At 38.1% G+C, this 13,029-nt stretch carries 12 protein-coding genes and 1 tRNA gene; 12 read left to right on the top strand and 1 reads right to left on the bottom strand.

All coding sequences use genetic code 11. From position 1 onward, the window contains the following. Positions 1–93 precede the first annotated feature (93 nt). The 8 genes from tldD (at position 94) to T432_RS0101780 (ending at position 8,054) form a co-directional block, all read left to right on the top strand. A complete protein-coding gene (gene tldD / locus T432_RS0101815; protein WP_028883943.1) occupies positions 94–1,560 on the top strand; it encodes a metalloprotease TldD in 1,467 nt (488 codons plus the stop codon). Position 1,561: 1 nt separating this feature from the next. Continuing rightward, positions 1,562–2,680, top strand: coding sequence for a tRNA 2-thiouridine(34) synthase MnmA (gene mnmA / locus T432_RS0101810; protein WP_044971011.1), 1,119 nt, complete (start codon positions 1,562–1,564; stop codon positions 2,678–2,680). An 11-nt stretch (positions 2,681–2,691) separates the two neighbouring features. Then, the gene (gene purB, locus T432_RS0101805) at positions 2,692–4,080 is read left to right on the top strand and encodes an adenylosuccinate lyase (RefSeq protein ID WP_028883941.1); all 1,389 of its coding nucleotides are present in this window, start codon (positions 2,692–2,694) and stop codon (positions 4,078–4,080) included. Positions 4,081–4,141: 61 nt separating this feature from the next. Beyond that, a complete protein-coding gene (locus T432_RS0101800; protein ID WP_028883940.1) occupies positions 4,142–4,588 on the top strand; it encodes a c-type cytochrome in 447 nt (148 codons plus the stop codon). A 9-nt stretch (positions 4,589–4,597) separates the two neighbouring features. Continuing rightward, complete coding sequence (locus tag T432_RS0101795) at positions 4,598–5,242, top strand: carboxypeptidase regulatory-like domain-containing protein (RefSeq protein ID WP_028883939.1); 645 nt, start codon at positions 4,598–4,600, stop codon at positions 5,240–5,242. A gap of 82 nt (positions 5,243–5,324) precedes the next feature. Beyond that, a complete protein-coding gene (locus T432_RS0101790; RefSeq protein WP_028883938.1) occupies positions 5,325–5,879 on the top strand; it encodes a hypothetical protein in 555 nt (184 codons plus the stop codon). 39 nt (positions 5,880–5,918) lie between these two features. After that, complete coding sequence (locus tag T432_RS0101785) at positions 5,919–6,383, top strand: hypothetical protein (protein WP_028883937.1); 465 nt, start codon at positions 5,919–5,921, stop codon at positions 6,381–6,383. A 12-nt stretch (positions 6,384–6,395) separates the two neighbouring features. Further along, a complete protein-coding gene (locus T432_RS0101780; protein ID WP_028883936.1) occupies positions 6,396–8,054 on the top strand; it encodes an FMN-binding glutamate synthase family protein in 1,659 nt (552 codons plus the stop codon). Here the strand turns inward: T432_RS0101780 and T432_RS0101775 are convergent. After that, the gene (locus tag T432_RS0101775; protein WP_028883935.1) at positions 8,051–8,500 is read right to left on the bottom strand and encodes a hypothetical protein; all 450 of its coding nucleotides are present in this window, start codon (positions 8,498–8,500) and stop codon (positions 8,051–8,053) included. The two genes, T432_RS0101780 and T432_RS0101775, sit on opposite strands and share 4 nt — an antisense overlap. Positions 8,501–8,510: 10 nt before the next feature. On the opposite strand from T432_RS0101775, the gene T432_RS0101770 reads away from it, so the two are divergent. From T432_RS0101770 to T432_RS08730, 4 genes are all read left to right on the top strand, one after another. Beyond that, complete coding sequence (locus T432_RS0101770) at positions 8,511–9,032, top strand: ribonuclease domain-containing protein (RefSeq protein WP_028883934.1); 522 nt, start codon at positions 8,511–8,513, stop codon at positions 9,030–9,032. Next, on the top strand, positions 9,023–9,301 hold the full coding sequence (locus tag T432_RS0101765; protein WP_028883933.1) for a barstar family protein: 279 nt from the start codon (positions 9,023–9,025) through the stop codon (positions 9,299–9,301). The genes T432_RS0101770 and T432_RS0101765 overlap by 10 nt, the downstream gene beginning before the upstream one ends. Before the next feature lie 98 nt (positions 9,302–9,399). Then, positions 9,400–9,476, top strand: a tRNA-Met gene (locus T432_RS0101760). A gap of 332 nt (positions 9,477–9,808) precedes the next feature. After that, positions 9,809–12,985, top strand: coding sequence for a YadA-like family protein (locus T432_RS08730; protein WP_044971008.1), 3,177 nt, complete (start codon positions 9,809–9,811; stop codon positions 12,983–12,985). Positions 12,986–13,029: the final 44 nt, after the last annotated feature.

Raw genomic sequence — 13,029 nt, 5'->3', positions numbered from 1 at the left:
TATAGGGTAAAAATCAGATTATGTATTATAGTCCCGAGCATGTTTGAACTATAATGATGTATTTAAAAAAAATAAAGTTCAATTTTATAACTTATGACCTCTATTTCCTCTAGCGAATCTCCAATCGTACACGCAAAAAAAATTCTCCTAGACGACAATGGAATCACCCTTGAATATATAGCAAAAGCATTGGGTGTAATTCACAGCCATAAAACAAACTATGCGGATCTCTACTTTCAGTACAACAGTTCAGAGAACTGGAGTTTAGAAGAGGGAATTGTGAAAACTGGTGGTTTTTCTATTTCTCAAGGTGTTGGTGTTAGAGCTGTGGCTGGAGAGAAAACCGCATTTTCCTATTCGGATGAATTATCTTCATCGATTCTTTTAAAGAATGCGGAGACCGTCAAAAGCATTGCCACCCAAGGGGAGGCTAAGGTATACACATCTCCAAAAGGTTTAGTTAAAAGCGAAAGCCTTTACGCACCTATTGACCCTATCAATACTATGACTTCAGAAGAGAAGCTAGAGATTCTTCATAAGGTCGAAAAATATGCGAGAGCTATGAGTCCTGAGATTAAGCAAGTTATGGCTGGTCTCGGGGCTGAATATGAAGTTGTTTTAGTTGTAAGTAGTGGTGGTCGTTTGGAGGCTGATATTAGGCCTCTTGTTAGACTTTCACTAACCGTAATTGCTGAGAGAAATGGTCGTCGTGAAAGGGGAAATGCTGGAGGCGGCGGAAGATTTGGACTTAATTATTTTACGGATGAGCTAATAAAAGAATACGTTAAAAAAGCCGTAGATGAAGCTCTAATTAATTTAGAAGCTAAGCCAGCACCTGCAGGAGAAATGACTGTTGTTCTAGGTTCTGGCTGGCCTGGTATTCTTCTTCATGAGGCTGTAGGACACGGTCTTGAGGGCGATTTTAATCGCAAAGGAACTAGTGTATTTTCTGGACGTATTGGTGAAAGAGTGGCTTCCAAAGGTGTGACCGTTATAGATGATGGAACAATTAAAGATCGTCGCGGCTCTTTAAATATTGATGATGAAGGAAATCCAACTCAAAGAAATGTCCTTATAGAAGACGGAATTTTATGCGGATATCTACAGGACACTTTAAACGCAAATTTAATGAACATGCCTTTAACTGGAAATGCACGTCGCGAATCATATGCACATCTTCCTATGCCACGTATGACTAATACTTATATGTTAGGCGGAGAGCATAAACACGAAGAGATTATCGAATCAGTTAAAAAAGGAATTTATGCGGCAAATTTCTCAGGTGGTCAGGTTGATATAACAAGCGGAAAATTTGTCTTTAGTGCTTCAGAAGCATATTTAATCGAAGATGGAAAAATCACCTCTCCAATAGTTGGTGCTACATTGATAGGTAGTGGTCTAGATACTATGAATAAGGTTAGTATGATTGGGGATAATATGTCTCTTGATAGTGGTGTCGGGACTTGCGGAAAAGATGGACAAAGTGTGCCTGTCGGTGTAGGTATGCCTACTATAAGAGTTGACGGTATAACTGTAGGTGGTACCCATCAAGGCAGATAATATGTCTAAACCTAAAGTTGTTGTTGGTTTGTCTGGAGGAGTAGATTCATCAGTTACCGCTCATATTCTAAAAGAGCAAGGGTACGAAGTACTGGGCATCTTTATGAAGAATTGGGAGGACGATGATGATTCCGAATTTTGTTCTTCTCGCCAAGACTGGATTGATGTTGTTAGTGTCGCAGATACTCTAGGGATTGAAGTGGATGCCGTAAATTTTGCGGCAGAATACAAAGATAGAGTTTTTTCAGATTTCCTTCGAGAATACTCTGCAGGCCGTACACCGAATCCTGATGTTTTATGTAATGCAGAAATAAAATTTAAAGCATTTTTAGACCATGCGATGAGTACAGGGGCGGAGTACATTGCCACAGGGCATTATGCTAGGGTTAGGGCTGTGGATGGCCCTAAGGGCAAGTCCTATCAGCTTCTTAAGGGTCTTGATCCGCAAAAAGATCAGAGCTATTTTTTGCATCGACTCAATCAAGAGCAACTCTCTAAAGTTATGTTTCCATTGGGGGAACTTCATAAAACTCAAGTGCGTGAGATTGCCGCTAAATTAGGTTTATCTAATGCCGCAAAAAAAGATTCAACAGGAATTTGTTTTATTGGAGAGCGCCCATTTAGGGAATTTTTAAATCGATATTTACCTTCAAAACCTGGCCCTATACTGACTGATTCGGGTGAGCAAATTGGGGAGCATGTAGGTCTTTCCTTCTACACTATTGGTCAGCGAAAGGGTATTGGAATAGGAGGGGTTAAATCGCATATGTCATCTGATGGAGTTTCTGATGCTTGGTATGTGGCTCGCAAAGATATGAAATCCAATACTCTTTATGTCGTTAATGGTCATGACCATCCATGGCTTTTATCAAATGAATTGGTGGCACTTGATGCCTCATGGGTTTCAGGAGAGAGTCCAAATTTAGGTGCTTATGCCGCTAAAACACGTTATCGTCAGTCAGATGCAGAGTGTGAATTAGTTCATTCTGAGGGACAGGAATTTAAATTACATTTTCGTGAGAATCAATGGGCCGTTACGCCTGGGCAATCAGCCGTGATTTATGACGGTGAAATTTGCCTAGGAGGTGGAATAATAGAAGTTTCACGCGACTCAAATTAAAAAGGTCAATTATGAAATTAGATGATCAAACTTCAATGCAAGATTTTGTATTAACTGCTTTATCTCCTATAGATGGTAGATATGCATCTAAGAGTACCGATCTAAGGACCTATTTATCGGAAGCTGGGTTTATGGCTCATAGAGTTGAAGTAGAGATAAACTGGCTGATTGCATTGTCAGAGGCTGGATTAGATGAAATTAAGCCATTTTCCGACGATTCTAAAAAAGAGCTACTTAAAATAGTTTCTGATTTTTCTTTGGTCGATGCTGATCGCATTAAAGAGATTGAAAAAACTACCAACCACGACGTTAAGGCGGTTGAATATTTTCTTAAAGAGAAAATAGCTTCAAATGAAGAATTATCAAAAGCCTCAGAATTTATTCATTTTGCATGCACATCTGAAGATATAAATAATACATCTCACGCTTTGATGCTTAAAAGAGTGAGGGCAACGGTGTTATTGCCAAAAGCGAAAGAGATTATTAATTTAGTAAAAAACTATGCTCTTCAATTTGCAGAAATTCCCATGCTTTCACGTACACATGGACAAACTGCTAGCCCTACGACACTAGGAAAAGAATTTTCAAATGTCCTAATTAGATTGGAGAGGGCTTATATGGCCATTGAATCGGTCGAGCCACTTGCTAAATTAAATGGCGCTACAGGTAACTATAATGCCCATGTTTCGGCATATCCAGAAATTAATTGGCCTGAATTTAGTAAAAAGATTATTGAGTCATTAGGTCTTATTCAAAACACACATACGATTCAAATTGAACCACACGACTGGATGGCAGCCTTATTTGATGCGGTTGCTAGGTTCAATACAATTTTGATTGATTTTAATCGTGATATTTGGGGCTATATCTCTTTAGGATATTTCAAACAAAAGCTTAAAGAAGGCGAGGTAGGTTCATCGACTATGCCTCATAAAGTAAATCCGATTGATTTTGAAAATTCAGAAGGCAATCTTGGTTTGGCTAATGCGGTGCTTAGACATTTATCTGAGAAGCTACCTATATCGCGATGGCAGAGAGACCTAACCGACTCTACTGTTCTAAGAAACCTTGGTGTTGCCTTTGGATATTGCATGATTGCTTGGGATTCACATATAAAAGGGCTAAATAAGCTTGAGGTTAACGAGGGCAGGATTAAAGAGGATATTGAAAATTGTTGGGAGGTTCTTGCTGAGCCTGTGCAAACAGTGATGCGTAGGTATGCATTGCCACAACCATATGAGCAACTAAAAAAACTCACTCGTGGACAGGGTATTACAAAAGAGGCATTAAGAAATTTTATTTCAGAACTCGATTTACCTGAAGCGGCTAAAAATGAGCTTTTAGAGTTGACACCTGAGAAATATACTGGTCTTGCTGCTAAATTAGCAAAGATTGTTTAAAATTCTTGTAATGTCCAAACTTTAACTTATACTAGATTTGGATTTTTTTAAGGAGAATATTATGAAATTTCTAAAATCATTATTTATTGCTACCTGTATGATCTCTGCAGTAGTAGCTCAAGCAGAAGAGAAAAAAGAACCAACTGCTGCGGAAAAAGCAATTAAATATCGTCAGTCAGCTAAAACTGTTATGGCTACTCATTTTGGTATGTTAGGCGGTATTTTAAAAGCTGAAAAATTCGATGAAGATGCAGCTGAAAAACAAGCTGAAATTCTAGACTTTGTTGCTCGCTTGCCTTGGTCTAAATTCGGTCCTGGTACTGAGGGCGGGAACGCAAAACCTGAACTTTGGTCAAACACTGCTAAATTCGAAGAATATCGTGATCTTCTATTAAAATCAGTAGATGACCTAGAAGAAGCTGAAGAACTTGATGAGTTTAAAAAAGCTTTTGCGGGCATGGGTGATGCTTGTAAAAAATGTCACACAGAATTTAGAGTTAAAAAATAATAATGGAGGATGCTATTAGTGAAGGAAAAATCTAGATATTTTAAATTTAAGAAACTTTCATCTTTTAGCATCTGGGCATTTATTATCACGGCTTTGGCTGCTTGTTCGACTCCCTTTATAAAGCAGCCGATTAAGCCGCTTCCGAATGAACTTATAAAATCATCATCAGCCTTGAAAGCGAGAGAGGGGTTAGATGGCGGGAGCATTGCCATAGCAAATAATTCGCCTCTAGCTCAAGTAGTAGGCAGAATATATCTTAGAAATCAAAATGATTCATCAGAGCGTACAGGAAAGTACGTCGAAGTTGCATTAAATCCTGTATCAAATGCAAGTAATCAATGGTATAGGGATGTTTGTTTAGGCGGGTTTGAATTGGCAGGGGATATTGGCCCATCATATAGGAATATGATTAGAACTTCAGTTTCTAATGAGTTGGGGCAGTTTGCATTTCCAAATGTTCCTGAAGGGGAATATTATCTTTCAGCTAGACTTTATTGGTTCGATGAAAAGCCAATGAGCGGTCCTGAGATGTATGGGGGTCTCTTAGCTAAGAAAATTCGCGTAGGGCAGTTAGCTATTTCAGAGCAACTTACACAAGAAAATGCGTGCAGTGGAAATTATCGTGAATATAGATTGATTAATATTTTCAATTAGTACCAAATTTTTAATTTTTGTGTCATTTCTGTGATATATATTAGACGGATTATATTTTTTCATCCCCTCAATTTTTTAAATTATGAAACTCGCACATATTTTTCTATCTGCCGCTCTTGCTTGTGGTTTAATGGCCTGTGAATCTACTGGTACAGGTCCAAACGGTCCAAAAGGATCACTAAGAGTAAATCCATATAAAGACGGTAAAACTCTGGCTTTGTACGTTGTATCAACTAAGAAAGGCACTGTAAGAAAACGTGTCAGAAACAAAAAAAATCGCTTGGTTTGGGTTAACGAAAAACAAGATACTCAGCTTAATGCTGACGGTAAAACTTACTTTACTACTGGTAGAGTGATTGGATTGGATGATGTTTCTTATGCTCTTGCAGCTAAAACTATTAATGATGAACCTGCACTAGGTCTACGTTTAACTCCAGATGCAGCTTTAAGACTTGCAACTGAGCTGCAATCCTCAAAAGGTGGGACAGTTTTAGCCAGTATAGATAATAAATTTTTCTCGCGTTTAAATAATGCTGGAGCTAAGCTAGAAGACGGTGTAATCCTATTCCCGGTATCATCATTAGTTGATGCAAGAGACTTAGCTGTAACTTTACGTGATGGAAAGAAAGGCAAGTAAGTTATAAAATTTTCTTAAATTTTACTTTCAGGAAAATTTATGAATCTACTTAAAAAACTACTACTTCTTTTTATACCTATTCTATTAGCTGCGTGTCAGAGCCCGAATCAACCGGGCGACACCGCTAATCCTTCTGAAATTGACTCTATTGTTGAGGTTTATCATGGATCTAATGATCCAGTTGAAAACTTTCAATCACTTAAAGTTAATGAAAAAATTAGAATCTATGTTTCTAAGTTTCCAATTATCAATAGATCTTATATAAATCAGGTCCAAAATATTGTGGACGACAAGGGTAATGCATATGTGCGACTAGGATTGACAGCCGAAGGCATTGCCATCATGTCAAAAACTCCTCAAAACTATGGATATGTAACGGTCGTTAAAGGAAATTTAGTTTCTATAGATGGGTTTGTTCAAAAGAGTAACTTCTTTTTATTAGTTCCTGACCAAGAAACCGCTCAATCTCTAAGCAAAATTATTTCAAGTTCAATTCCTAAATAATTAGGTCTAATCATGGCTAAATTTTTATATTCTCGGTACACAGTCTTCGTACTTGTTATTTTCGGTAGCATTATCGGTTTATTGTTAGCCATGATATTCGACTCAAATTGGTTGTGGCTTGCTATTCCCTGTATTTTCTTAACTGCTATAGGTATTCGTGATCTTACTCAGACTAAGCATGCAGTCACTAGAAACTACCCAGTTATAGGAAATATGCGTTATATTCTTGAGTCAATTCGTCCAGAAATAAGGCAGTATTTTCTTGAGCAGGATAATGAAATATTGCCATTTTCAAGAAATCAGAGGGCTGTAGTTTATCAACGTGCAAAACAGCAAATCGATAAGCGGCCTTTTGGGACAATTAAGGATGTATATGAACAAGAGTACGAATGGATTAACCATTCTATGCATCCTACTACTATTGAGAATCACGATTTTAGAACTACGGTAGGCGGTCCTCAGTGTACTAAACCATATTCGATTTCAGTATTCAATATTTCGGCTATGAGCTTTGGGGCATTGTCTAAAAATGCGATTCTTGCCTTGAATAGAGGGGCTAAACAAGGTGGATTTGCACATGATACGGGTGAGGGTGGTATCAGTAAATATCATATGCAAGGCGGAGACTTAATTTGGAATATCGGCTCAGGTTACTTTGGTTGTCGTAATGAGGATGGTTCTTTTAACGATGAGGAATTCGCTAAAAAGGCCACTCAACATAATGTCAAGATGATTGAACTAAAAGTTTCACAAGGGGCTAAACCAGGGCATGGGGGTATATTGCCAGGGGCTAAAGTAACTCCTGAAATTGCAGAAGCTCGTGGTGTTCCTGTAGGTGAAGATTGTAATTCTCCAGCCTTCCATCCAGAGTTTGACAATCCAATTGGTATGATGAAATTCATCAAGAGATTGCGAGATCTTTCAGGGGGCAAACCTGTAGGGTTTAAGATTTGTATTGGTCACCCATGGGAGTTTTTCTCCATAGCTAAGGCTTTTTTAGAAACTGGTATCTACCCAGATTTTATAGTGGTGGATGGAGCTGAGGGTGGTACTGGTGCGGCTCCTATAGAATTTGCTGACCATGTCGGTACGCCTCTACGTGAAGGCCTACGATTAGTACATAATACATTAGTTGGTATAGGTTTAAGAAAACACATCAAAATTGGTGCTGCAGGTAAAGTAATTACTGCGTTTGATATTGCTCGTGCACTATCACTTGGGGCAGATTGGTGTAATGCTGGTCGTGGATTTATGTTTGCTGTTGGATGTATCCAGGCTCAAGCCTGTCACACTGATAAATGCCCTACAGGTGTTGCTACTCAGGATCCACTAAGAGCGAAAGCTCTTGTTGTGGAAGATAAGGCCTATAGAGTCTACAACTACCACAAAAATACACTGCATGCTTTAGCAGAACTTTTAGGTGCAGCGGGCCTTCACCATCCAAGCGAACTTAGAGCACACCATATTGCTAGACGCGTATCTCCAACTGAAATTAGATTGCTCTCTGCACTATATCCCGAATTGGTAGAGAATGAATTAATTGAAGGGAAATATAGTACGAGATTATTTGAAGTCGCGTGGCCTGTAGCTAATGCTCAAAGCTTCCATTTAGAAGCTTCTGCTCAAAATATGGTGGAGTCATTCCATAAAGCATATGGAATGAACAATTAATTAAGCTTAGAGCAAGACTTAATAAATTTATCTACGACTTTTTCTTCTGGTTCAAGTTTGTCTTTAGGAGTATTCCAGAGGCCTTCAGCAAAAGCTTTAAAGTCAGTTGGGATATCAGGATTCTCTGAAATATAAGTCATTGCTTCAGATATAGGTTTATCCTCAAGCCTTAAAGAATAAAGATTATGAATAATTGGTTCAGCCATATCGCATGTAAAACCGCTTTCCTCCACAGGAGATGCTTCATTTGAAGTGATTTCGAAAGCGTCTTTGGTACTCAATATTTCAGGATTAGTTGCGGGAGTATTTTCGGGACTTACTACTACTGGTGCTTCTGGATTAACTGGATCATCCTGTAATAAAACATCTTTAAACGAGTTGAATAAAAGATAAGCAATACCCACTAAAATTAAAACAAAGATTAGTACTTTAAATAAATTCTTCATTAAAAACCTTATGCAACTACCCAAAATCAGAAAGAATCATTTCGTTTATTTTACATTAATAATAATTCTTCTCATTAGTATATGGGCTTATTTAAAACCTTCTAAATCACAAGCTGAGGCCACTATACAGAATCTTCAGGATCAAAACTCCTGTGAAATAGTGATTCCCAAATGGATTAAAGATAATCTTAAAAACAATTTAAATTCTAATCAAGTTCTTGAAATTGTGCGTAATCTTGAGAAAGAGGAAGCATTGCCACCTTATTATGTGACAAAAAGAGAAGCACGCGAGATGGGATGGACTCCTGGTAAGCCATTTAATGAAATCCAAGGTTTAAAAGGTAAATCCATAGGAGGCGATAAATTTCGTAATTTCGAAAAGAGGCTACCCCGCGGACGATGGAAGGAAGCGGACCTTGATTACAATGGAGAGCGTCGCAATGCAAAAAGATTTTTATATAGTGAATCTGGACGCAAATACATAACATTAGATCATTACGAGACTTTTGTGGAGGTGCCTGCATGCAAATAAAAATTTGTGATTTGACTGGTGTGAAAAGCAAAAGCGAATTTTATGATCGCATTTATTATGAATTTGATGTGGCAGATTATGCGGCCAATAATTTAGATGCTTTACACGATATATTGACTATGGATATCGAGGGTCCAATTGAAATTGTTTGGAGTGATCTCGATGGCAGTGCAAGTGAGATGACTTGGGATCAGGTGAATAAGATCTTAAGTGTGTTTCGTAGTGTAGAAAGCGACAGAGAAGACTTTATTTTGCGAATTTCAGACTAAAATCTTGTTTTTTTTATGGTGGCAATGTAGAATAATTTTCTTTACTTTATGTAATTGGTGACTTGCTTTTTGCATAACAGATCAAAATCCCTCATAAAGGCTCTTTAGCTCAGTCGGTTAGAGCGACGGAATCATAATCCGCAGGTCCCCCGTTCGAATCGGGGAAGAGCCACCAAATTTTCCTTCTTTTTTGAATTTAGTTTTTGGCGGAGTTGATATGTTTGAACTCGAATTTTAGGCACGTGTGATTTTCACTACGTTAATTTTTCGAATAAACATTGACATAAATCAAAAAACATAATTTATCAATACAACTTTTAAATAAAATTTATTTGTTTTATTTCTAATTATTACAACTAAGGCATAAATTTTATATATTTTTATAGATTTATTGTTTTCTTGTCTATAAAATTTGAACTTTGAAATTTTTTACAAATTTTAGCTTCAACATGATTCAGTTGTGTTTTTCTTGCAACTGGAATGCTTATTATTTTGATTAGGATACATATGAATAAGATATATAAATCTGTATTTAATGCCACAACTGGTGCTTGGGTGGCAGTCTCAGAGCTTTCCAAAAAGCGTGGGGGTGGCAAATCTACACGCTCTAAAACTTTATCTGGTATTTTAGGAACTATATTAGCGACAGGATCGCTATTTGGTTTTACTGGATATATTTCATCTGCTCAAGCATATGACTTAATTCACCCAGATCAGTATCGTGTATATGGTTGTGGGGCACCTTTAGGTGTAGCTGGTGACCAAATTTCTTCATTTCTTTGTGGTGGTGCAATAGATAAAAATGGGAATTGGGCACCTATAAAGCCTATTACAGGTGTAGGTTGGGACCCTGAATGGCCTGACACTGCACATCATGTGATTGCTATCGGGTTTGATCCAAAAATATATACACATTTAGGAGTTGTTATTGGTGGTAGAAATCAGATTCACTCTCTAGGTTCAGTTGTGTTAGGTTACCAATCAGTTGCTGATCGTGAATATTTAGGCGAGGATGCATCTGTAACTTTTAACCCAGCTAATAAGGTCTATCTTTATAATTCACCTATGGTTCGTCAGACTATCCGCGGAAAAATGGGTGCTTTCTCAGTTGGTCTAAGAGACATTATTAGAAAAGGCCCAGACGGAAGACTTTACAGATATAGTGGAGTTACTAGACAGATTATTAATGTAGCCCCAGGTCGACAATGGTCTGACGCAGTAAACGTTGCTCAATTATTGGCTGTAGAAAATGCATTAAAAAAATATGTTGACGATAACGTTACAGAAATCGAAAAACAACTTGATAATCCAATAGACAAGCCTGACTATACAGGTAATGAAAATCACAACGGCTCAACTGGAGACGATAAACCCGACGAAAATGGTGTTATCGGAGGTGAATTACCTGAACCTACACCTGAAAATCCACCTCCAGTTGTAGACCCATCTGATAATCCTGGTCACGACAATCCAGGCGGAAATACAGCTGGTCCAGATAATCCTGACGACCCTAATAATCCAGATAGCCCATTTAATCCAAATAATCCTAGTGGTCCTGGCGACAATCCAAACCCAGGTGTAACTGTTGCTGGTGGTGGTGTTGCTTTCAAATTTAAAGGAAACACAGGTGAAGATGCTACTAGCCCTAAAGCAAATAGTGTGGTTCATATCAAAGGGGCAGACGCTAAAGACGGTGAAACGTTAAAAGAAGAAGATTTTGATGATGGTGAAAATATCCTAACTAAACTTGAGAAGTTTAATAATGATCTTATACTTAGAATCAAGCTTCGCAAGAATTTTAACCCTCAAAGCATTACAGTAGGTAAAGGTGACCCAGGTACTCCAGGTGCTGATGGTGTAAACGGCGAGATCAAAGTTATCAATAAAATCGACAAGGAAACTGTTGTAGTTAAAGGTGATGAATATAACGGAGGTGTTATAGAGATCTATGGTCCTAACGGCAAAGATGGTCGTGATGGAACTAATGAAAAAGATGTAGAATCTGGACTAACTTTAGCTAACGATGGAATTACCTTCAATAATATTCCTGGTACTAAATCTGATCCAAATGGTGAGGTAGACGGTAAAGGTGACTCTAGTTTATCTATGACAGCAGATACCTCAGATGAAAATAATAAAACTCCTGGTACACTAGATAACGAAGAAGGGAAACCTGTAACTCCACGTCTTGTTTATACTGATCCAAACAATAACAATGAAAAAGTCTTCGTAGCAACTATGAATGACGGTTTCAGATTTGGCGCGAATACTGGTGAAACTGACAAAAACCCACTTGCAACTAAGCTTAATTCCATTGTTGAAATTAAAGGTAAAGACTTAGCTGAAGGTGCAGATACCGAAACATTGTGGAATGATGAATTCGATCAAGGCGAAAATATCATGACACGAGTTGAGGAAAAAAATGGCAAAACCATTATTCGAGTAGCTATGCGTAAAGAAATCGCTACAAACACTGTTAATTCAACTACTGTTAATACCAATACTATTGTAGTTGGTAAAGGTGATCCAGGTACTCCAGGTGCTGATGGCCAACCAGGAGAACCAGGTAAAAATGGTGTCAACGGCGAAATCAAAGTTATCAATAAAATCGATAAGGAAACTGTTGTAGTTAAAGGTGACGAAGAAAATGGAGGTGTTATAGAACTCTATGGCCCTAACGGCAAAGATGGTCGTGATGGAAAAGACGGAAAACCAGGCGAACCAGGTCTTACTTTAACAAGTAAAGATATCACATTCCATAATATTCCTGTTACAAAAGGTAAAGATGGAAAAGATGGAACTGGTTCATCAAGCCTTTCTATGGATGCAAAAGGCACTACATCAACTTTAGATGATAAGGAAGGCGAACCAAAAACACCTCGCATTGTTTATACAGACCCTAACAATCCTAATGAAAAAGTTGAAGTTGCAACAATGAAGGATGGTTTGATTTTCTCAGGCGATAACGGTGACACTAAACTTAAAAACAAACTCAATACAGAGTTAAAACTTGTGGGTGGAGCTGATATCAATAATGTTTCTGAGAATAATATTTCAGTAGCTGCAGTTCCTGCGACGGATGAAAATCCAACTAACGAAATCAAAGTTCGCCTATCGAAAGATCTTAAAGGCTTGAACTCTGCTCAATTCGTAAATGGAACTCATGAAACTATTATCAAGCCAGAAGGTATCGTAATCAGCAAAGTCGTTCCTGCTGAAAATGACTCAAATGGTTCTAACGGCGGTTCTGATAGTGGCTCTGATAGTGGCGATTCAACTGGTTCTGGAAATGGTGCTACTGTTACTAAACCTGTTGTTGAAATCAATGAAAACGGCTTAGATCTTAAAGGTGAAGGCTCAATCACTGGCTTAAAACCTAGTTCTGACCCAAATTCAGCTACAACTCTAGGTCAAGTTCAAGAGATTGTATCTAACTCAGAGGTTAATCAATGGAGAAACACGCGTGAAAGTACGGCAACTGCAGTAGCAATGGCGAACTTACCGCAAGCATATGTGCCTGGTAAGAGCATGGTTGCAATTGCTGGTGGAAATCACGAAGGTAAAGCCGCTGTAGCAGTAGGTATTTCTACGATTTCCTCTAGTGGTAAATGGGTACTTAAAGGCTCTATGGCCAAATCCAAATCTAAATTTAGTGCTGGAGTAGGCGTAGGATACCAATGGTAATCTAGCCCTCAAATAGAAAGCCCCGATTCGCAAGATTTCGGGGC

This window comes from Taylorella asinigenitalis ATCC 700933, from assembly GCF_000687755.1.
Lineage (GTDB): Bacteria > Pseudomonadota > Gammaproteobacteria > Burkholderiales > Burkholderiaceae_B > Taylorella > Taylorella asinigenitalis.
This window is presented reverse-complemented; position numbering and strand designations above follow the sequence as displayed.